Origin of the sequence: Galbibacter sp., assembly GCF_048266365.1 — a bacterium.
Lineage (GTDB): Bacteria > Bacteroidota > Bacteroidia > Flavobacteriales > Flavobacteriaceae > Galbibacter.
Genome location: NZ_JBLWZP010000011.1, coordinates 47,599 through 70,497, shown reverse-complemented (window position 1 = coordinate 70,497; position 22,899 = coordinate 47,599). Strand labels below are relative to the sequence as shown.

Sequence of the window (22,899 nt, the reverse complement as noted above, 5' to 3'; positions counted from 1 at the left end):
TTAGATGTGCTTTTGCCTTCAGTCTGATATTTGGTTACTTTTGCCCTAAAATTAAAATAATGCGAAAATTAAAGAATAGTGAACTGAATAGACTGGAGGTTGAAGCCTTTAAAAAGGCAACAAAAACACCTGTCATCATAGTACTGGACAACATTCGAAGTCTAAATAATATCGGTTCTGTTTTTCGTACAGCTGATGCATTTTTAATTGAGAAAATCTATTTGTGTGGTATTACTGCAACTCCACCTCACAAGGACATTCATAAAACTGCGTTGGGTGCAACAGAAAGCGTTGACTGGGAATATGTGGAAGACACCAATGAAGTCGTGAACAAACTTAAAGCAGAGGGGGTTATTACAGTGGCGATTGAGCAGGCTGAAAACGCCACCATGTTGGATGAGTTTAGCATCGAAGCTTCAAATCGATATGCTATTGTATTTGGAAATGAGGTCAAAGGCGTAAAACAAACGGTGGTAAGCAATACTGATCATGTTGTTGAAATTCCTCAGTTTGGAACAAAGCACTCTTTGAATATTTCTGTTAGTGTAGGGGTTGTGGTTTGGGATTTGTTTGCAAAACTATCAAACTAAAAAAAGGGATCCGTTAAACGAATCCCAGGAAATATATTAAGTAAAGTTAGCTAGTTTTCTACTATAAAAATTGCCCCACGAATTAAGTGAAGTTTAAGCAATAAACCAAAATATTTCTTAAATAATTCTAAAAAGAATGTCTATACCTAGCTACCTTGGTGAATTTTGTCTATAATAAACTTATAGTCTTTTTCGCTCTTAACAAAATCTAACTCTGTGACATCTATAATGATGGGGTTGATTTCTGGATGCGATTTTATAAACTGTAAATACGCAGAATTAATACTCTTCAAATAGTCGGGATCGATTTGTTGTTCATAATGACGACCACGTTTTTTAATATTCTCGAGTAAACGTTCATGACTTTGAAATAAAAACACATAAATATCGGGCTTAATAACCTCCTTGTACATGATATTAAAAAGCTTTCGGTACAGATCAAACTCTTCCTTTTGCAAGGTGACATTCGCAAATATCAACGATTTAAATATGTCATAATCACTAATCATGAAATTGTTGAACAAGTTCGGTTTGGAAGTGTCACTAGTGAACTGTTGGTAGCGATCTGCTAAAAATGACATTTCAAGCGTAAAGGCATAACGACTTTGATCCTCATAGAACTTGGGAAGAAAAGGGTTATCCGCAAAACGTTCTAAAATAAGTTGACCATTAAAATCTTCGGCGATTTTGGTAGCCAAGGTAGTCTTGCCAGCACCGATATTCCCTTCAATGGCGATGAATCTAAATCTTGAGAAATTGTTTTTTTGAAACTGGATTTGTAGATCAGTTTTCACAAGTGCACTTTGGTCGTCGCACTCTTCTAGTAACTCAGAAATAGTTTGGTTCAAAACAGGGTGTATTTTTCCCGGCACGATTTCAGCCAGAGGCTCTAGAACAAAACGTCTGAGTTGCATATGAGGATGAGGAATTACTAAATGCTCGTTTTTAATGATAAGGTCCTGGTAGAATAAAATGTCCAAATCTATGGTTCGCGCGGCATAATTTTCTGCCTTAGGATCTCTAGTTCTACCCAGTGTAGTTTCAATGCTCAACATACAGTCTAATAACTCGCTTGGGGAGAGGTGCGTATCTATACCTAAACAAATATTGTAAAAATCATCACTTTTAAAACCCCAAGCTGGAGTTTCATAAATAGATGAACAGGAGGTAACAGTTCCTCCTTTTTCATTTAGTAGCTCAATGGCCTTTTGCAAATTAGCTCGCCGATCTCCTAAATTACTTCCTGCTGACAGATATGCGCGGTTGACTGAATTTTTCACCTTACAAAGAAACAAAAGAGGGGTCATTAAAAATGGGGCTTTGAAGAAAAATTATAAACAATTACCTTTTTACCACAATATTTATTATCTGTGAATTGTTTGTTTTTTGGGTGTAGCCAATTATCTTTGACTATCATTGAAATAAGAATATGAAGTTTTTAAGAAATTTATTGGCAGCGGTTCTAGGTACGTTGATTGCATTGGGAATTGTATTTATGTTTTTCCTTATTGTAGTGACCATAGCAGGCAGTGCGGAACAACCTATCATTGTTAAGAATAATTCCGTATTGGAGATCGCATTCGACCGTCCTCTAAAGGATTACGGAGGAACCTATAGATTCACTGATATGGAGTATCAGTACGAAGAGTACAATGGTGTTAACAACGTCTTGTTTGCTATAGAAAAAGCAGCCACGGACGATAAAATAAAAGGAATTAGTATTCATAGTTCTTTACTTTCTACCGGTGCGGCAACTACCAAATCTATTAGAGATGCTGTCTTAGCCTTTAAGGATTCAGGTAAATTTGTGTATGCCTATGGGGATATTTACATGCAAAAAGATTATTACCTGGCCTCGGCGGCAGATTCAGTATTTTTAAATCCTGCCGGGACTTTAGACTTTCGGGGGCTCTCCTCTGAGGTATTGTTCTTTAAAGAACTTCAAGAAAACACCGGGGTACAGATGGAAGTTATCAGGCATGGTAAATACAAGAGCGCAGTAGAACCTTTTTTGTCCAATACTATGAGTGATGAAAATCGTCAACAAATCTCTGAATTACTACAATCGGTTTGGGATACTTACTTAGGTGATATAGCTCAAAGTAGATCAATTACCGAGGATCAACTCAATGCATATGCTGATAATTTGGCTACACGGACTACAGAGATGGCGCTTGAAAATAACTTTGTCGACGCCTTGGCATATATAGATCAGTATACAACAGCTTTAAAAGGCCAACTTGGACTTTCTGATGATCAAGATTTAAACTACATTAACATTTTAGATTACGCCGAGTATGCCTATACAACATTGCGATCAAAGGCAAGTGATCGCATTGCAGTGATTTACGCACAGGGTGAAATAGGTTTTGGGAAAGGAAACGACAATTATATTGGGCAAGACATCATGTTCAAATCCCTCAAAGATGCCAGAGAAGATGAGCGCGTAAAAGCAATTGTTCTAAGGATTAATTCACCGGGAGGAATGGCGATCACATCCGATATTATCTGGCGTGAAATTCAAGTAACCAAAGCAATAAAACCAGTGATAGTTTCCATGGGAGACTTGGCAGCATCCGGTGGTTACTACATGGCAGTTGCTGGTGATAAAATTTATGCTGAGCCTACCACTATAACAGGTTCAATCGGGGTGTTTGCAACCATACCAAATGTAAGCGGTTTGGCTGAAAACTGGGGGATTAACGCAGAGCAAGTCAACACCAACAAAAATTCGACAGCCTATAGCTTATTTGAGCCTGCTTCTGAAGACTTTAAAGCTAATATGAAAACGGGAATTGAGGAGTTCTATCAGACCTTCTTAACGAAAGTTGCAGATGGTAGGTCAATGTCTATTTCTGGGGTTGATTCTGTTGCACAAGGACGCGTTTGGACAGGAGAACAAGCTTTAGAAAAAGGTTTGGTAGATGAAATAGGAGGTATCGACGCAGCTATTGATTACGCCGCTAGTTCTACTGGTTTAAGCTCATACCGAATTGCAAATTATCCTGTATATGAAACATCCCTTGAGGAGCTTTTTAGAGGTTTGTCTAGTTTTGGATTTGCTGAATCCAAAGAAGAAATTCTAAAAGAAGAACTCGGAGAAGAAATCTATAAGGTAATGCAACAACTAAAAGCTGTAAGTACACAAAAAGGAATACAGGCAAGAATGCCTTTTGAGATCAACATCCATTAATTTGTGGGTAAGTAGCACATTCTTCACCTAAAGAAATAGTTTTAGGTAAATTGTATATAATTCCTATTGCTGTAAGGAAATTTTTAGTTTCTCACGGAAATAGGAATTTTTGAATTCTTTAGGGCCTGAAGGTCTATAGTAGTTCTATTGTATTTTATATCCCCCAGTGTGGGAACACCATCTTTAAAGTTTTGTAAATAGTATACTCCTTGGTAGTTCTTTTGATTTAAGTAACTACTCATGGTTAAAATGTCATCTGAGCTCAGTAAACTTTTGTGCACAGTCGTTCGAACTTCAAAAGCCATTCTATAAGACAATAAAAGCTCTAGAGATGCCGTAAAGTCTTCAAAAAATACACCGCCGGTAATGGCAACTTCCTTATCTGGCATAGCCTTGAAATCCAGAGCGACATAGTCGATTAGACCTTGACTCAATAAGGTGTTAAGTACCTTAGGCCTGCTGCCGTTAGTGTCAATTTTAACCAAGAATCCCAATTCTTTTACCTCAGAAACAAAAGCTGTGAAATGCGGGTGTAATGAACATTCTCCTCCACTCATGACAACTCCATTTAATAAGCCAATCCTTGTTTTTAGAAACTCCAGGGCATCGTTATACGTTAAAGAACCTTTTCCTAAAACGATATCTGGGTTATAACAATACAAACACCTCATGTTACAACCGCTAAACCAAAAAATACAGGAGGGATACCCTGGAAAATCTAGTAGGGTAAAGGGGGTAATGGAATAAATGTTTTTAGCCGTTCTCTCTAAAATGTTTACGTTGCTTGTGTTCACCTTTTTTTCCAATGTTAAAACTTTCTACTGGTCTGTGATACCCCATGACTCGGGTATACACTAAACACTTAGTTCGTAATTCATTCACGGTACTTAATTCTTGGTGCTGCATAGTTTTCATTCTTTTGAAGTTTTTAGATCCGATTACACTCGGATGGTTATTAAATAAATCATTAAAATTTTATATCATAACAACACTGATACCTCCTAACACTAGGTAGTCAAAACATCCGATTCGACTTCTATTTTATCCAGTAATTGCTGGTCACATTCAGGACAGTATTCATGCTCACCATTTAGATAGCCATGTACTGGGCATATGCTGAATACTGGGGTAACAGTGATATAAGGGAGTTTAAATTTGGTCAGTACTGTTTTCACAAATTGTCTACAGGATTCAGGTGAACTGATTTTTTCGTTCATATACAAATGCAATACCGTTCCACCAGTATATTTGCACTGCAACTCATCCTGCATTAGCAGAGCCTCAAAGGGATCTTCTGTATAGTCAACAGGTAGCTGTGAACTATTGGTGTAATAAGGGTTTTTAGGAGTTCCAGCTTGGAGAATTTTCGGATACCGTTTGAGGTCTTCCTTAGCAAATCTGTAGGTAGTACCTTCAGCAGGCGTTGCCTCTAGGTTGTATAGATTCCCAGTTTCTTCCTGATATTCTCTTAGACGTTTTCTTATATAATCCAGGATTTCCGCAACCATATCATGACCGAATGCATCAGTAACATCATAACGATCATGTGTGAAGTTTCTCACCATCTCATTCATGCCATTGACACCTATGGTTGAAAAGTGATTTCTGAAATGGGTGAGGTATCGACGGGTATAGGGATATAAACCGCGATCAAACATCTGTTGCACAAAGACCCGTTTTTTCTCCAAGGTGGATTTCGCTAAATCCAATAAGTGATCCATGGCTTGGTATAACGCTATCCTTTTTCCGGCATATAAATACCCTAATCGCGCCATATTAAGGGTGACTACTCCAAGGCTACCTGTCATCTCTGCACTTCCAAAAAGTCCATTTCCACGTTTTAACAGTTCTCTAAGATCGAGTTGAAGTCTACAGCACATGCTCCGGACTGCATTCGGCTGATAGGCTTCAGGGTTAGGGACGCGTTGTCCATTTTCATCGATGAGGTATTGACTTCCAATGAAATTTTGGAAGTAAGAGGATCCTATTTTAGCAGTATTTTGAAATAAAATATCCGTGTTAGGGCCATGCCAATCAAAATCTTCTGTGATATTCACCGTAGGGATGGGGAAGGTGAAGGGCTGTCCAGAAGCATCGCCTTCTGTCATTACCTGGTAATAAGCCTTGTTTAGGAGTTGCATTTCTTCAGCAAAATGCTCATACCTTAAGGAGGTGAGTTCACTGACTCCTTTTTGTTTGGCTAATTCTATTAAACTTTCATCGTTTACCCCTTCAAACAAGTGCCTCCCTTGTCGTGTTGGAATTTGTTCTTTTAAATCTTCAGGTACTACCCAATCAAGGGTGATGTTGGTAAAGGGCGATTGGCCCCATCGGGCTGGAACATTGAGGTTGTATACAAAACTGCGTATGGCTTTTAGAATTTGTTCAAAACTCATTTGATCTTTAAATACGTAGGGTGCTAAATAGGTGTCAAAAGAACTAAACGCTTGAGCTCCTGCCCATTCGCTTTGTAGGATTCCAAGGAAGTTTGCCATTTGTCCTAATGCTTCTCTAAGGTGATTGGGAGGGCGACTTTCAACACGACCACGTACACCGTTGAAACCTTCATCCAGCAGCACCCTTAAACTCCACCCGGCACAGTAACCCGTTAAACAATCCAAATCGTGAATGTGCAAGTCTCCACAACGATGTGCCTCACCTTCCACCTTGGAATAGACTTGATCCAGCCAGTAATTCGCGATTAATTTACCAGCAGCATTGTTGACCAAACCCGCATTAGAATAGGAGGTGTTTGCATTGGCATTGATCCTCCAATCGGTTTGATCAATATATTCCGCAACTGCTTGTGAGCTGTCTACATATGTAGTAAATGGATTAAAACCGGCGCTGTGTTCTCGTTGCATTTTACGGGTATAGCGATATAGGATAAAAGAACGTAGCACATCGAAGTAACCGGCCTCAAAGAGTTCCCTTTCAATGCCGTCTTGAATATCTTCAACCGACACTACTGTTTTCGACTCAATCTTACGCATAAGTCGATTGTAGATCTCCGTGTCAGTGGTTTGCTGAACACTACCAAAGGCTTTATCCAAAGCTATGAGTATTTTATACCCTTCCAGAGGTACATATGCCCCTGACCTTTTAACTACCAAATTTTTCATATCGCTTATAATTTTCGATTGATTAGCAACTCGTATTATCGAGGTTAGGCAAATTTAAAAAAAACAAGACAAAATTGTCCTAATTAATAAAATACTAATCAACAATCGTTGTAGATTTATAGTTGATAACGATATTAACAGCGGCATTAATGCTTTTGTTTATAACCCTATAGGAGCCAGTAAGCCAAAGGGGTAAGCGATTTTAATTGATCAACAAATGGATTTAATAGTTGTTAAACAGCTTACTAAAAATCTCTGATGACGCCTTTAAATTCATCTTGGGATTTTCGATCGTGATCTTTCTGAATAGTAAAATTCATGGGGAGTAGAACCGCGTATAATACACGTATTTTAATCAAGGAAAAAGGACTTAAATTCGCGTTTTGATTTGAGCTTTAGATTATTCAAGTTTTTGGCTAGTCTATAATCCTATAGTAAGCGTATATAAGTTGAATACATTATATTAAACTTTTATTAAATACTCATGTATTGTAGGGGAAATGCTGCAATTTTGTCTAAACTTATAACCAATCCCCAAAAAAAGAATATCGAAATGAAAAAAATACTAAAGATATCCGCTATTATAATCGCGGTAATTGTTGTTTTATTGTTGATCGCTCCGTTTTTATTTGAAGGAAAGATCATTAAAATCGTAAAGCAAACTGTGAATGAAAATATCGATGCGAAATTCGAGTTTGCAGATGCAGACATCAGTTTACTTCGAAATTTCCCAAATGTTTCTGTAGGGATAGATAAGTTAAGTATTATCAACAATGCACCTTTTGAAGGTGATACCTTGGCCTATGCTGAGAAAGCTCATTTAAGCCTGCCGTTTATGCAAATCTTCAACAACGCAGGTGAGCCTTATAACATCACTAGTTTTGAAATTGATGGAGCAGTAGTGAATATCCTTACCGATGAAGATGGAAATGCCAATTACGACATTGCCAAGGAATCATCAAGTGAAACCCCGGGATCACAACAAAAGGAAGAAACTTCCACAACGTCCCAGAGCGATGATGTCCTTTCATTATCTGTGGATAGTTATGAGATTACAAATTCTAAAATAAAATATTACGACCAAGTAGGGAAGATGTATTTTGAACTTGACGAGTTCAACCACTCTGGAAATGGGGATTTGTCTACTAGTGTATCAGAACTAGATACTAGAACCTCTACATTGGTATCTTTCGCCATGGATAGCGTCAAATACTTAAACCGTAATCCAGTTAATTTAGACGCAGTCATCGGCGTGGATTTAGATCAGAACAAATATACTTTTCTTGACAATAAAGCCATGGTCAACCAATTAGAATTGGTATTTGATGGTTTTGTTCAACTCAATGAAAACAATCAGGAAGTTGACATTAATTTTAATACACCTTCCACAGATTTTAAAAATTTCTTGGCGGTTATCCCTGAGGAATATTCTAAAGATATTTCCGATGTAGAAACCACTGGCGACTTTAGCGTTGTAGGAGTATTAAAAGGAATCGTTGATCAGACCCATATTCCAACTTTTGACATTGCGATAAATTCGGATAATGCATCTTTCAGATACCCTGACTTACCACAGGCTGTCAAAAACATTCATATTGATGCTAAAATTGCTAACCAAACAGGTATTGTAGAAAATACCTTTGTGGATATTAAAAAATTAGATTTTCAGATTGCGGAGGATGTTTTTAGTGCAAATGCACAGATTAAAAACTTGATGGATAATCCACTGGTCAATGCAGCACTCAAAGGACGAATCAATCTAGCCAATCTGTCTCAAGCTTATCCTTTTGATTTGGAGGCACCTCTAAAAGGTGTTTTGGATGCAAATCTAAGCACCAATTTTGATATGAATTCCATAGAGAAAAGCCAGTATCAAAACACCAAAAACAGTGGTACGCTGGTCTTGAAAGGATTTGAATATAGCTCAGATGAACTCAAGAATCCTGTACAGATTAATGATGCTGCTATGGCCTTCTCAGGAGGAAATGTTAAACTAAATAGTTTCGTAGCTAAAACAGGACAAACCGATCTTTCCGCTACTGGTACAATAGAAAATTTCTTGGGGTATATGTTTAATAAAGAGACCTTAAAAGGAAACTTTAACCTAAACTCCAACACCTTTGTTATCGACGATTTTATGATGGCTTCTACAGAGGAAGAGGAGGCTTCAGTCGAGCCTAAATCGGAATCTGAAACTACTCAAACTACACCACAAACAACAGAGCAGAGCTCAGAAGAAGCAATTAAAATACCTTCTTTCTTAGAAGCTACGATTAATGCTACGGCCAATAAAGTGATATATGATAATTTGACTCTCAAGGATGTCTCTGGTACGCTTGTGATCAAAGACGAGGCCGTAACTTTAAAAGATGTTACTTCCAGCATATTCGGTGGTTCTTTAGCCTTAAACGGTGCAGTTTCTACCAAAGAGGAGGTGCCCGTGTTTAATTTAGGTCTTGGGATGAACAACTTTAGTATCGCAGAGTCTTTCCAAGGTTTGGAAATTTTGCAAGCCATTACACCAATTGCTGATGCCTTAACAGGAACCTTAAATTCAACTTTTGATATTAAAGGGAATCTGAACTCTGATTTCACTCCAAATCTATTGTCGATCTCAGGGAATGCTATTGCTGAAGCCCTGATAAGCGGTGTAGATGCTAAAAAGGGTAAATTGCTAAGTGCACTGAGTCAGAAAGTAGATTTTTTAAATACTGCTGGGGAGAAAACTAGGGATATTAAAGCTGCCTTAGAATTTGATAATGGAAAAGTCAATGTTAAACCATTTACATTTCAATATCAGGACATCGCAGTAGAGGTTGCCGGAAGTCATGGGTTTGATAAAACGATGGCCTACAACCTGACCTTTGATGTTCCTGCTAAATATCTTGGAAAGGATGTCACCAATATGCTAGACAAATTGAATGACCCGGAGGCAGAAAATTTGACTGTTCCTGTAACGGCTACTATCGGAGGTTCTTATACGAATCCAAGTATCTCTACAGATCTAGGAGCAACGGCAAGTGCGCTAACAAAAAAATTAGTTGAGCAGCAAAAACAGAAACTTATCGGTAAAGGTACGGATAAGTTAAAAGACGCCTTAGGTGATGTTTTAGGAGGTGGTAAAGCTGCCGATAGCACTGCTACAGCCACCAGTGATACAGTACAGACTGATAAAAAAGAGCAGCTTAAAAACACTGCTGGAAAACTTATTCAAGGACTTTTCGGTAATAAAGAAAAGGACACCGTAAACTAATTAAACAGCATTATGCTTAACGTCCTTACTTTAGTGGTGTTTAGCTATTAATCGCAGTTGATGGTCTAAATTATTTATTAGTTTGGATTATTATAAGAATATTTAAAGGACAGTAATTGTTGAATTCGTTTCAATTACTGTCCTTTTTAACATCCAAAAAACACCATCACAACCAATGCGCCTAAGATCCCTTTTTCTTTTAGTGGTTATTAATTCTTGCTTTCTGATCAAGATCAATGCCCAATCCAATTCTCCAAGATACTACAACGCCTATAAGCTAAACGATAGTTTACAGATTGATGGTGATGCAAAGGAAAAGGCCTGGGAACAAGCGTCATGGTCAAGTGATTTTATAGATATTCAAGGGGAATTAACGCCTCGTTACAACACACGCTTTAAAATGCTTTGGGATGTCAATCATCTCTACGTTTATGTACGTATGGAGGAACCTCATATATGGGGGACATTAAAGCAGCGAGATACCGTGGTTTTTTACAACAACGACTTTGAGATGTTTATCGATCCCGATGGAGATACCCATAATTATATGGAAATTGAGATCAATGCCTTAAATACAGTTTGGGATTTGTTTTTAACCAAACCTTATAGAGAAGAAGGACGGGTGCTCAATCATTGGGATATTAATGGCCTTAAGTCAGCGGTGTCCTATCAAGGAACTTTGAACGATCCCTCAGATACTGATACTTCATGGAGTTTAGAGTTTGCTATTCCTTGGAAAGCACTTAAAGAGGGTGGAGGACCGCCACCGGAGAACAATTTTTGGCGTATTAACTTCTCCCGGGTACAATGGCAACATGATCTTGTTGCGAATCGCTATATGCGCCGAAGGGACTCACTAGGGAATTATTTAGAAGAATCTAATTGGGTGTGGTCACCTCAGGGTGTCATTAATATGCATGAACCTGAACATTGGGGTTATGTCTATTTTTCACCCCTAGAGGTTTCAGAACAGCAAAACCAGCAGTTTACAATTCCTGAGGATGAAAAGATTAAATGGAAAATGTACAAGATATACAGAGCTCAAAAAGCATATTATCGCGAACACCGCAAATGGGCAAGAGATCTTAAGAGCTTACAGCTTGATCCGCTCCTTCAAGAAAGGAAGCTTATGCAACCCACTATGGAGTTGCACGCTACAGGATGGAATTTGTCTATACGAAGTCCCTTTAGCAACGATCTTCTGATTATTCGAGAAGACGGCTATTTTAAAACCATAACTAACCGATAACTATTTAAAAACTAACATTATGAAAACTAACAACGTACTCACATTGATTCTAGCCGTAGTGCTATTGGGTTGCCAACAAAAGCAACCTAAAGAAGCTGCTCCCGCAGCTAGCACGATGGCCGAAGTTTCAGGCAATGAAGATTTTAAATATTGGACCTGGATAACAGCAGATGCCAATCGAGATGACTCCACTTATGTGGCCGAATTTTCAAAATATAAAAATAGTGGAATAGATGCAGTACTCATCAATACCGGAACAGATCCAGAATTACTCGGAAGACTTACACCTCTAGCAAAACAGGAGGGCCTGGAAGTCCACGCCTGGATCATGGCCATGAATCGCCCAGGAGATTCTGTAGCCTTACAGCATCCTGAGTGGTATGCTGTGAGCCGCGATGGTAATTCTTGTTTTGACCACAGACCTTATGTAGATTATTACCAATGGTTATGTCCGACAAGAAAACCAGCACGAGAACATGTGTTGCATCTTGTAGAAGAATTGGCCAAAGTAAATGGGATAGAAACAGTTCATTTGGATTACATACGTTATTCAGACATTTTCCTTCCCGTAGGATTGTTGCCAAAGTATGATTTGAAACAAGAGACAGAGCTTCCCGAGTTTGATTTTTGTTACTGTGATGTCTGCGTTAGTGAATTTGAGAAAATCCATCACAAAAACCCTCGAGAGTTATCTAATCCTGCTGTTGATATGGAATGGAAGCAATTTCGATTAAATCAAATTAAAGCTGTGGTAGATGATGCTTATGACATTGTACATAAGCACGGTAAGAAATTGAGTGCTGCAGTATTTCCTTATCCTGAAATGGCTGACCATATGGTTCGACAACGCTGGGACAAATGGAATATCGATATGGTTCTTCCAATGATCTATCACAACTTCTACAATGAAGAAGTGGATTGGATTGGTTTTGCTACCAAACAAGGGGTGGAGGATTTAAAAGGATCATCGACTAGTTTACATACAGGGATTTTCGTGCCTCCAATGACTGCCGATCAGGTTGTACAGGCCATTGTTCTCGCCAAGGAAAACGGAGCCAAGGGAATTTCTTTTTTTGATGGAAATTCGCTTACAACCGAACAACTCCACGCTATTAAGGCCACTAAATAGTATAAATTTCAAGAAAATAATTAGAGGATTAAATCTATAGAATGTATTGGAATGTTTTATAAAATAAAAGTGATTTTCACCTTAATATTTGCTAAATAACGGTGTCAAAAATTATTTTGTTTGTAGAGTTTTAGGGATACTAAAACCATTTATGTGGTTTTGTATTGACTTCATGTGGTTTTTGATGTCGTTCGTTTCATAAGCCTTGTTGTTTGTCGAAATAATTTAGAAATCTTTAAGTTTTTTTTAACATTTATGTAGCATATATTATCCTTTGAATTAAAGGGATAGCTACAGCATATTATAAACTAACTTAAACTTCAATTTTATGCGTAAGAGACTTTTATTTTTTACGATGCTTTCTTGGCTTTTGTGTAGTGTACAGCTAAATGCACAGGATAAAGCCATTACAGGGACTGTTAGCAGTCTTTCGGATGGATTGCCATTACCAGGAGCCACTATTGCAATCAAAGGCACTAATTTAGGTACTTCCTCAGATTTTGATGGAAACTTCGCCTTAGATGCCGTTTCAGAACAAGCTGTTTTGGTCATCTCCATGATTGGATTTACAACACAGGAAGTAGCTGTGGAAGGAAGAAATTCATTTAGCATTGAGCTAAGTGCAGACACACAGCAACTTGATGAGGTTGTGGTTACATCACTAGGACTCACCAGAAAGCGTAAATCCTTGGGTTATTCAGTAACAGAACTTGATGGTGAAAGTGTTTCCTTGGTTAAGGAATCCAATGTTGCGAGTTCACTAGCCGGTAAAGTTGCCGGGGTAGTTGTTTCTAAATCTACCTCTGGTGTGGGTGGTGGAACCAGGGTAGTTATTCGGGGGAACAACTCCATTACAGGGAACAACCAACCACTTTATGTAATTGATGGTGTTCCTATTGACAATACCGCCCTACAATCCTCAAATGGTTCGGAGTATTCTGTACCTGATATGGGGAACGGGATTTCTGATATTAACCCTGATGATATTGCAAGCATGTCCATATTAAAAGGACCAAATGCTGCGGCACTTTATGGGTCCAGAGCCAGTAATGGTGTAATTATTATTACGACCAAACGCGGTCGAAATACCAAAGGTTTAGGGATTTCTTATACCTCAAGTGTGACCTTTGATTCTCCTTTGGTATTACCGAAATATCAAAATCAATACGGTAGAGGAACTGATGGTAATTTTCCTTTAATTGATACTTCGGCGGATTTAAACACTCAGGTCAGTACCGTGAAAGGCAGGAGTTCATGGGGGCCTCGTTTTGATGGATCCATGCGCCTAGGATACAATGGAGAGATGAGACCTTACGTTGCTCAGCCGAATAATGTGAAAGATTTTTTTGAGACTGGTTCCAGTTATGTCAATAACATATCGTTGACGGCCGGTTCAGATAAGGCTACGGTGTTTTTCTCCTACACAAATTCAGATTTGGAATCCATTCTACCGAACTCGTCGGTTAAAAGAAACAACTTCAATTTAAGAGGAACTGCTAATCTTTCCGATAAATTATCTTTAGACGCCAAGGTTACGTATTTCAAACAAGAGGCTAACAATAGACCTGCTCAGGGAACTGAAGGTGTCGTGGCCTATGTATGGCCATTGGTAAGAAATGTGTCAATTAACGATTTGAAGACCTATCAAAATCTGGATAATCCTTTGGATCCAACCAGCCCTTATGCGGTTATTGCACCTACATCCAATGGGGGTAATCCATACTGGATGTTGCACAATGATCATAATGCGGATTTTAGAACCAGAATTACCGGATTTGCCAAATTAAATTACCAATTTACCGATTGGCTTTCTGCTTTTGCCAGAGTAGGAACAGACGCAGTAATGGTGGAAACAGAAGGTTATGAAGCGACAGGGCATCACTTTTTTTACGATGGTAGAATTCGCTTTGGTCAAAATGATATCACGGAGACCAATTATGATTTCTTGTTGATGTTTAATAAGGATATTGGATCTAAATTTAATATTTCAGCCAACGCAGGTGGTAATATGAGACATTCTACCTATAAAGAATCGGGTACGAACGGTTTTGATTTTAAAATACCCGGAAGGTATTTTCTAGATAATACTGACGGCTCCCAACTTACCGCTTCCCAAAGTGCTAAAACAGAGAAGCGCGTAAATTCGCTATATGGATCTGCTTCGTTTTCGTATAACGATATGGTGTATTTGGATGTGACAGCAAGAAATGATTGGTCATCAACATTACCTGTTGAAAATCAATCTTATTTTTATTCCTCTGCAAGTCTAAGTGTGCTATTAAATGAGATATTTAATCTGGATGAAGCCAACATCGATCTTTTGAAATTAAAAGCAAGTACTGCAAGTGTAGGTAATGACACAAAGCCTCAGCAGATTATCAATGTATTTAAAGTTGCAGCAAACGGTTATTTGGAAAATACTCAAATTACCCGTCAAAACATTAAATTCAGTGAAAGTCTTCGTCCGGAAGACGTCACTTCACATGAAGTTGGTTTGGAGTTGCAAGCGTTTCGGAATCGTTTGTATGCTGATTTCGCGTATTACGAAATTAGCAGTAAGGATTTAATCTTTGATGTTCCGGTGGATCCGGGAACGGGTTATGGCTACTTTAGAGAAAATGTAGGTGAAATCACCAACAAGGGTTTTGAACTTTTAGTTGGAGGAACTCCGGTGGATTCTGAAAATTTCTCATGGGATGTTTCGATTAATATAGCAAAAAATGAGAACAAATTGGTCAGTCTGATTGATGGACAAGATAATTATTTCTTTAGCTCCAGTAATTCTGGAATTGTAGATGTTAGAGCAGAAGTCGGTGGTGGTTATGGAGATATATATGTTAGGGATTGGCTTCGAAATGAGGCTGGTCAGCTTATTCTGACTTCAGAAGGCCGTCCTCAAGCAACTGCTGAGCGTGTTAAAGTCGGTAATTATCAGCCCGATATGACCGGAGGATTCACCAATACTTTTAGGTATAAGGATTTTACGCTGAATGCTTTAGTGGATTTTAGGATAGGAGGAGAGGTGTTCTCGGCAACTGATGCTGGTCTTGATGCAAGCGGGGTGTCTGAAAATTCACTTCGTTATAGAGAAGATGGTGTCCTAGTTGAGGGAGTTATAGATGATGGGGAGGGTAATTTCACACCTAATACCACACAAATTTCAGCTCAAGATTATTGGGGGGCTGTAAGTGGAATAGGTTCAGAGTATGTTTTTTCTCAAACCAATTTTCGCTTGAGAGAGTTGAGTTTGACCTATAACCTACCCAAAAGGTTCTTGGATAGGAGTTTCTTTACAGATCTGTCTCTTAGTGCAGTGGGTCGTAATCTTTTCTTTTTTTATAAGAAGGCGGATAATTTTGACCCGGAATCTACCTATTCTACCTCGACCAGAGGACAGGGAGTTTTGTACTATGCACTTCCAACTACCAAAAGTATTGGACTTAGTTTAAACGTTAAATTCTAAAATGTACACCATGAAAAAAATAGTATATATAACAAGTCTTCTATGCCTCATTATCGCAGTGGGTTGTACGAAAGACTTTGAAGAAATTAATAGGGATAATCAAGGGTTTGATTCTGATGATGTCAGTGCCAAATACTTTTTAACCAGTTCCCAAGTCGGTATGTATGCGCCCGGGCGATTTGAGTATTGGAGGGCACATCTGATTAATGCAGATCGATTTGCAGGTCATTTTACCTTTGGTTTTAACCAATGCTGGTGGGCGGATGAATTATCTTATAGTTACAATCCGGGGTATACGGATGCGGCTTATGGCTGGCTAGCGGGTTATTTTGGAAATATCAAATCCTTCTCTGACTTTACCAAAGAGGGTGGAGAATTTGAAAATCAATACATGTATGCCATGTCGCTTATCATGAAGAGTTTGTATTTTCAAATGTATTCGGATACATTCGGGATGGTTCCCTTCTCTGAGGCTGGTGTCGACGGTATTCTAACTCCAAAATACGATGCTCAAATCGATATCTATAAAGGCATTATTGCAGATTTGGACCAGGCTATGACCATAATTGGAAATGAAGAAAGAACTGGACTTGGAGTCGATGATGTGGGGCAAAATGATGTGTATTGCGCTGGTGATCTACAACTTTGGAAAAAGATGGCCAATAGCTTAAAACTCCGTTTAGGGATGAGAGCCTTAGGAGCAGCTGGAGCTGATTTCGCCGAGGGCACTATTACTGAAGCCTTAGCGCAACCTCTTTTGGATGAAACTACCGGAAGCGTTACCATGGCAAAAGATTTTGTAATCAGCGAATGGACCTCTTCTTCTTATGGGGATGTTTGGCATGATTTCGCGGGGCTAGGGTCAAAATGGACCGTTTCTCAACCACTTATAAATTTGTTGGACGATAACAACGATCCACGACTTGCCATATATGCTAGTCCTGCAGCTGGGGGTAGCTTTGTGTTTACCAACCAGAAAGAAGGTGGAGAATATACAGATCCTAACTTTCAAGAACGCGTAGATTTTATTGAATCCTCACTAATTTCTGCCGAGGCAGATTATACCTTAAGTGTCTCAGGAGATGTAACTACTATTGATGTTCCAGCTGGTCAATATATTGGCCAACCTGTGCGCTTTAATGGGGATATTATGCCTTATGTTCGTTACGAGATGTTTAGTGCTCCTGGAGATGCCATCATTCAACCTCGAGGTGAGAAGGCAACGGGTTATCCCGAAATTATCTTGAGTAGTGCAGAATCTTACTTTTTGCGTGCAGAAGCTGCCATACGCGGAATAGGAGCTGGAGATGCACAAGAGTTGTTGGAAAAGGGTATAATAGAGGCTATGAAATTATGGGATATATCTGAAGGCGACGCCAGTAACTATATTACCAGTAGTGCTATTGCAGATATTACCACCGGTACTATGGAAGAAAAATTAGAAAAAATTGCCTTACAACGATGGCTTGCAAGCTATACCGATGGCTTTGAGGCCTGGGCTGTTGTGCGTGATACTGGATACCCATCAAGCTTAGCTGCTGGAGTTTCCAATCCTGTGATTTTCGGATTAGGAACTTTAAATGGTAAATATCCACAGCGTCTCCGTTATGGATCCGGTGCACAGGCAAATCCAAATTATGCCCAGGCGGTCAGTCAACAAGGTGCAGACAACCAAGGAACCAAATTGTGGTGGGCTAAATAATAGATTGTTTGAATTTTTAAATTGCTTGAAGGGACTACTCAAATCGGTAGTCCTTTTTTGTGCGATTTGCTGATATTTATCATCTTTTTATACGGTGTAAATCAATACGTTTACAGTATTAAATGTTAGCATTATGAGTCGTAGTTTAATTCAAAAATATAATGTTCCGGGGCCACGCTACACAAGCTATCCGACAGTTCCATATTGGAATTCATCAACTTTCAGTAGCGATAAATGGAAAAAATCGGTAGTTAATTCTTTTACTGAAAATCAAAAAGAGTTAAGCCTGTATATTCACCTGCCATTTTGTGAAAGCCTCTGCACCTTTTGCGGATGTCATAAACGAATTACCAAAAGGCATGAGGTGGAAACACCCTATATAGAATCTCTGCTTAAAGAATGGCAGTTGTATGTTAACCTTTTCGCAGACACACCCATTGTTAAGGAGATACACCTGGGTGGTGGAACACCTACATTTTTCTCTCCGGAAAACCTAAAAGAGCTCATCGATGGGATATTTAGTATTGCCGAGCGCAGTGAGGATGTAGAGTTCAGTTTTGAAGGCCATCCAAACAACACTAATAGAGCCCATCTGGAGGTGCTGTATGCTCTTGGATTTAGAAGAGTGAGTTACGGAGTCCAAGATTATAATCCACGTGTTCAAAAGGCTATTCATAGAATACAACCTTTTGAAAATGTTGAAAGAGTTACCAAAGCGTCAAGAGAAATAGGATACACCTCGGTGAGTCATGATCTTATTTTCGGTCTTCCTTTTCAGACTAAAGGGCACATCTTAGATAACATTATTAAGACCGCTATATTACTCCCGGATAGAATTGCTTTTTATAGCTACGCTCATGTACCTTGGATAAAAGGAAACGGACAAAGAGGTTTTGATGAGAAAGATATTCCAAATGGCGATGAGAAACGTGAACTCTACGAATTAGGAAAAAAACTATTGTCCGATGCCGGGTATATAGAAATCGGTATGGATCACTTTGCACTTAAAACAGATCAGATGTACCGCGCTATGAAGGAAGGAAGTTTACACCGAAACTTTATGGGCTATACCCTACAAAAAACCAGTCTTATGATTGGCCTTGGAGTTTCAAGTATTAGCGATAGTTGGACTTCCTTTGCACAAAATGAAAAAGACATCAATACCTATAAAGAATTGGTCAATCAAGGAATAATCCCGGTGTTTAAAGGCCATGTCTTATCGGAGCATGATCTGAAAATCCGCAAGCATATTCTAAATTTAATGTGTCAGTTTCAAACCAGCTGGGAGGATGAGGCTATGCAATTTGATGAGTTGGATGCGGTAATAGCTTCATTACAAGAACTAAAAGATGATGGATTACTAATCTTTACCGATCACGGTATAAAAGTTACCGATTTAGGGAAGGCATTTGTTCGCAATATCTGTATGGCCTTTGATGTATACCTGCGTAGAAATCAACCAAAGGGGCAATTGTTCTCCTTGACGGTATAATAACCCCACAAACCCGCACGGCAATTCCAATAGCATCAGATTAAGGCACAATGCAGTTAGGGTCAGCTTTGATAAAGAGTTGTAAATTGGAGGGCGAAAGATAGGGTATTCCTAGCCCCATTCCTCGCAGTATAAAGAGTACACCTATAATAATTACAGCTATTGGAATGGCTTTGGTTATTTTTTGTCTCACAGAAACAGATAGGAAATTACCCAAATAAACTGCTGTTGTCATCAGTGGAACTGTACCCATTCCGAAAAGGATCATATACAAGGCGCTTTCCAACGGATTCGCAAAAGCCAAAGCTCCAAAGAGTCCCATATATACCATTCCGCAGGGGAGTAAGCCATTTAAGAGCCCAATAGAGAAAAGTGCAGAGGATCTATTTTTCTTCAGTTGTTTTCCAAGAGCTGTTTTGGCTTTAGACATCCAATTGAAACTCAAATGTGAGAATTTAGATTTGCGCAGAAGCTTCATAGGAACCAGCACCGCGAGGATCATAAAAACTCCGATGGCCACAGAAAGACGTTGCTGGATGGCGCCTACAAAAAGGCCTTTTCCAATCCAGCCAAACATAAAACCGAGTAACCCGTAAGTAAGTAATCTTCCAGAGTGATACAAGAAAATCTGCCCCACCTTTTTGGCTGGTTTATGATGATCCAAAGGAAGTAAAAATGCAATTGGACCGCACATCCCTACACAGTGTAAACTGCCTAATAATCCCAATATAAAGCCTGTAAAAATCACTGCAACATCAATTTAGTTTTATAATAATACGGTAGGTTTTTAGAATTCCAGTTGATCTCTACATCCCAGCGTCCTTGCACTAAAAACTTCGAAGGAATAAGCATTTGAGACTGATTCAGTCGAATCGGAGTCGTAAAATCCAGTTTTTTATTCGCAGGGTTGTACATGTAAACAGAGCCTTTGACTTGACTGTCTTTCAGGGACTCAGGGAAACTGATCAATAGACCTTCTGCTTGCTGTTTCACTACAATGCTATAATCCATCGCAACTGCTGCAGCGGCATTGTCGATTTTCTGTTGAAACTCTAATTCTTTTTTATAATAATCTTCGGTTACCAAATCGTGTTGATAGATTTGGTTGGTGTTCATCTTAATCACCAAGAAACCAATAAAGCTTATAAATAAAACAAAGGCTATAACGATTCCTGTTCCCCAATTAAATTTCATATCTTTTTGATTTAATTACTAAAACTTCTAGGGCCTAAAAATGTCGTGGTGGTTGTTTCTATTAAGGTGTCACCACTATAGACTCCTAATTTCACTTTGTTTTTATCCTTGTCCAGAAGCGCCTTGTCGATATTAATAAAAAGGGTTCCCTCTGCAAGACCTTCTTTATCGATTCTAAAACTGCTATTTCCTACGGTGGATATCTTTCCTTTCGGTTCAATGAGTTCGAAGCGAACACTGTCGATGGCATTCACAGTTTTATTAATGACTTTGTAGGTGTAGACATTACTGATCATAAACTCTCCTTTTTCTTGGTACAATTGACCTGGAAGTCTAAGCACTGAAGCCTCAACATCATTTCTTAAGAACAACATGCCGATAAGTAAACCGGTTAAAATGATAAGAACAGCAGAGTACCCTTTAAGCCTTGGTGTGAATTTAAATGGTAGTTTTTTCTCAATATTCTCCTCACTGGCATAGCGAATTAGTCCTTTGGGATAGTTCACTTTATCCATGATATCATCGCAGGCATCAATACATGCCGTACAGTTCACACATTCTAGTTGCGTACCGTTTCTAATATCGATTCCCGTAGGACATACATTTACGCATTGTCTACAATCAATACAATCTCCATAGCCTTGAGTAGAGCGATCCTCATCTTTTTTGTATTTCTTTCTTCCTTTGGTGCTTTCTCCTCTTTTGTGGTCATATGCCACAACGATGGACTTGTTGTCAAGTAAAACCCCCTGTAGTCGCCCATAAGGACAAGCGATAATACATACCTGTTCACGGAACCAGGCGAAAATAAAATAGAATACTGCGGTAAAGATCAATAGTGATACAAAGGTGGATAATTGATCCAATGGATTGCTTTGTATATACAAAAGCAGCTTATCACTTGAGATTAAATATGCCAAAAAGACATTGGCAATCAAAAATGAAATAATAAAGAATACGATCCATTTCAAGACTCGCTTTCTGATTTTTTCAGCATCCCATTTTTGTCTGGCTAATCTAATTTGAGCGCCGCGGTCACCTTCAATCCAATATTCCACTCTTCGAAAGACCATTTCCATAAAGATGGTTTGTGGACAAATCCAACCGCAAAAAATCCTTCCAAAGGCTGCGGTGAAAAATCCGACAAAGACGACCCCAATAATCATAGATAATACAAAGAGGTAGAAATCTTGAGGCCAGAATGGAAAACCAAACACATTAAATCGACGCTCTACGATATTAAAAAGTAAGAATTGATTCCCGTTGATTTTTATAAACGGAGCGCTGATTAAAAATATAAGAAGTGCATAACTGACGTACTTCCTGTAGGTATAGAATTTTCCAGAAGGTTTTTTCGGGAATACCCAAGCTCTTTTCCCTTCTTCATTGATGGTTCCGATGGTGTCCCTAAAACTTTCTTTCTCTGTGCTCATAATGGTATTATTCTAAAGCTGTGTTATCGTCTGACCAGATATCTCCTTCTGGAGCTTTACCATCCGCTGGATTGGTTCCGGATAGGCTCATCACATAGCTGGCTACCTGCTGAATCTCCGAGGGTTTTAACGATTGTTTCCAGGCGACCATCCCTTTTCCGCTTCGTCCTCCTTCAGAGATGGTATTAAATATGTTTTTAATGCCACCGCCTAGAATCCAATGATCATCCGCTAAGTTGGGGCCTATGCCGCCGCCGCCGTCTATACGGTGACATGCGACACAGGTAGTATTGTATATATTTTCTCCTGCCTCTAAATCTGCGACTTCGGTTAATTGAACAACAGAATTTGCATCGATAAGATCCTTTGCAGTTTTCTTGTATTCTTCAATCGCTATTGTAGCCGCAGCAACCTCTTTTTCGAGTTCTACGATTTGGTTGTCTGCGCCTAGTATTTCAAAACGAACCATATAAATAATAGCAAAAAGGATGGAGGCATAAAAACCGTATTTCCACCACGGTGGAAGGGTGTTGTCTAACTCCTGAATACCATCGTAATTGTGGTCCATAATGATTTCGGCCTCTTTCTCCATTGGAGCTGTATCCCATAGCTTGGCCATGATATTTTTAAACCAAGCAAAATCATTTTCTTTTTTCTGCTCCATTGCTCTCTCGGCTGACAAAGCATTGGTGAGGGAATTCATCGCCCCAATCATGACTTCCAAACCGATGAGTAAAACAGCAAATAAAGCTAAGAAAAGTGAAACCTGTGGATATTTGATAAATGCTGGAACATCACCAGAATCAATAAAGAATTCTGCCATGACAAAAACGATTGTTAGTATAAATAATACTCTGAGATATGATGTGAATGTTCTCATTCTATGTCGTTTTTATCGTTGGACTCTAAAGGTAAATGACTCATTTTTTCTAAATACTCTGTTTTTGAAGTGGCAACCCACCAAAAAAGGAGGACAAAAAATATAAAGAATACTAACAGAGATATGATCGGAAATATGGCGACTCCATCTATGGAATCCATATAATTTTTGACAAACTTCATCATAATACTACGTTTTT

General features: G+C 38.8%; 17 protein-coding genes. 8 read left to right on the top strand and 9 right to left on the bottom strand.

Translation table 11 applies throughout. From position 1 onward, the window contains the following. The first annotated feature begins 59 nt into the window (after positions 1–59). Entirely contained in the window at positions 60–590 is a 531-nt protein-coding gene (locus tag ACN0TV_RS14290; protein ID WP_417363602.1) for an RNA methyltransferase, read from the top strand. A gap of 146 nt (positions 591–736) precedes the next feature. On the opposite strand, the gene folK is transcribed toward ACN0TV_RS14290, so the two are convergent. Continuing rightward, positions 737–1,897 (bottom strand): 2-amino-4-hydroxy-6-hydroxymethyldihydropteridine diphosphokinase, encoded by a 1,161-nt coding sequence (folK, locus tag ACN0TV_RS14285; protein ID WP_417363600.1) that lies wholly within the window; start codon positions 1,895–1,897, stop codon positions 737–739. Between the two features lie 122 nt (positions 1,898–2,019). Here folK and sppA point away from each other — a divergent pair, with 122 nt between their 5' ends. Beyond that, positions 2,020–3,783, top strand: a complete 1,764-nt coding sequence (sppA, locus tag ACN0TV_RS14280) for a signal peptide peptidase SppA (RefSeq protein ID WP_417363598.1) — start codon at positions 2,020–2,022, stop codon at positions 3,781–3,783. A gap of 83 nt (positions 3,784–3,866) precedes the next feature. Here the strand turns inward: sppA and ACN0TV_RS14275 are convergent, their stop codons facing one another. From ACN0TV_RS14275 to ACN0TV_RS14265, 3 genes are all read right to left on the bottom strand, one after another. Continuing rightward, positions 3,867–4,577 carry an anaerobic ribonucleoside-triphosphate reductase activating protein gene (locus ACN0TV_RS14275; protein ID WP_417363596.1) on the bottom strand — a complete coding sequence of 237 codons (711 nt, stop codon included), beginning with the start codon at positions 4,575–4,577 and terminating at the stop codon, positions 3,867–3,869. Next, the gene (gene nrdD, locus ACN0TV_RS14270; RefSeq protein WP_417363594.1) at positions 4,537–4,698 is read right to left on the bottom strand and encodes an anaerobic ribonucleoside-triphosphate reductase; all 162 of its coding nucleotides are present in this window, start codon (positions 4,696–4,698) and stop codon (positions 4,537–4,539) included. The genes ACN0TV_RS14275 and nrdD overlap by 41 nt, the downstream gene beginning before the upstream one ends. 92 nt (positions 4,699–4,790) lie before the next feature. Continuing rightward, positions 4,791–6,905 carry a ribonucleoside triphosphate reductase gene (locus tag ACN0TV_RS14265; RefSeq protein WP_417363593.1) on the bottom strand — a complete coding sequence of 705 codons (2,115 nt, stop codon included), beginning with the start codon at positions 6,903–6,905 and terminating at the stop codon, positions 4,791–4,793. A gap of 553 nt (positions 6,906–7,458) precedes the next feature. Here ACN0TV_RS14265 and ACN0TV_RS14260 point away from each other — a divergent pair. From ACN0TV_RS14260 to hemN, 6 genes are all read left to right on the top strand, one after another. Next, the gene (locus ACN0TV_RS14260) at positions 7,459–10,158 is read left to right on the top strand and encodes an AsmA-like C-terminal region-containing protein (RefSeq protein ID WP_417363591.1); all 2,700 of its coding nucleotides are present in this window, start codon (positions 7,459–7,461) and stop codon (positions 10,156–10,158) included. A 175-nt stretch (positions 10,159–10,333) separates the two neighbouring features. Then, a complete protein-coding gene (locus tag ACN0TV_RS14255; RefSeq protein WP_417363589.1) occupies positions 10,334–11,407 on the top strand; it encodes a carbohydrate-binding family 9-like protein in 1,074 nt (357 codons plus the stop codon). Between the two features lie 19 nt (positions 11,408–11,426). Then, positions 11,427–12,536, top strand: a complete 1,110-nt coding sequence (locus ACN0TV_RS14250; protein WP_417363587.1) for a family 10 glycosylhydrolase — start codon at positions 11,427–11,429, stop codon at positions 12,534–12,536. 328 nt (positions 12,537–12,864) lie between these two features. Next, positions 12,865–15,999, top strand: a complete 3,135-nt coding sequence (locus ACN0TV_RS14245) for a SusC/RagA family TonB-linked outer membrane protein (protein ID WP_417363585.1) — start codon at positions 12,865–12,867, stop codon at positions 15,997–15,999. Between the two features lie 10 nt (positions 16,000–16,009). Beyond that, complete coding sequence (locus tag ACN0TV_RS14240) at positions 16,010–17,701, top strand: SusD/RagB family nutrient-binding outer membrane lipoprotein (RefSeq protein WP_417363583.1); 1,692 nt, start codon at positions 16,010–16,012, stop codon at positions 17,699–17,701. A 133-nt stretch (positions 17,702–17,834) separates the two neighbouring features. After that, complete coding sequence (hemN, locus tag ACN0TV_RS14235) at positions 17,835–19,193, top strand: oxygen-independent coproporphyrinogen III oxidase (protein WP_417363581.1); 1,359 nt, start codon at positions 17,835–17,837, stop codon at positions 19,191–19,193. Between the two features lie 40 nt (positions 19,194–19,233). Here hemN and ACN0TV_RS14230 read toward each other — a convergent pair whose 3' ends face one another. The 5 genes from ACN0TV_RS14230 to ACN0TV_RS14210 are packed head-to-tail and all read right to left on the bottom strand — an operon-like array spanning position 19,234 to position 22,885. Beyond that, positions 19,234–19,941: a sulfite exporter TauE/SafE family protein gene (locus ACN0TV_RS14230; RefSeq protein ID WP_417363580.1), complete on the bottom strand. Its 708-nt coding sequence runs from the start codon at positions 19,939–19,941 to the stop codon at positions 19,234–19,236. Then, complete coding sequence (locus ACN0TV_RS14225; RefSeq protein WP_417363579.1) at positions 19,938–20,387, bottom strand: FixH family protein; 450 nt, start codon at positions 20,385–20,387, stop codon at positions 19,938–19,940. The genes ACN0TV_RS14230 and ACN0TV_RS14225 overlap by 4 nt, the downstream gene beginning before the upstream one ends. A gap of 11 nt (positions 20,388–20,398) precedes the next feature. Further along, positions 20,399–21,820, bottom strand: coding sequence for a cytochrome c oxidase accessory protein CcoG (ccoG, locus tag ACN0TV_RS14220; RefSeq protein WP_417363578.1), 1,422 nt, complete (start codon positions 21,818–21,820; stop codon positions 20,399–20,401). 7 nt (positions 21,821–21,827) lie between these two features. Continuing rightward, positions 21,828–22,700, bottom strand: coding sequence for a cbb3-type cytochrome c oxidase N-terminal domain-containing protein (locus ACN0TV_RS14215; protein WP_417363577.1), 873 nt, complete (start codon positions 22,698–22,700; stop codon positions 21,828–21,830). Continuing rightward, positions 22,697–22,885 (bottom strand): CcoQ/FixQ family Cbb3-type cytochrome c oxidase assembly chaperone, encoded by a 189-nt coding sequence (locus ACN0TV_RS14210; protein WP_417363576.1) that lies wholly within the window; start codon positions 22,883–22,885, stop codon positions 22,697–22,699. The genes ACN0TV_RS14215 and ACN0TV_RS14210 overlap by 4 nt, the downstream gene beginning before the upstream one ends. Positions 22,886–22,899 lie beyond the last annotated feature (14 nt).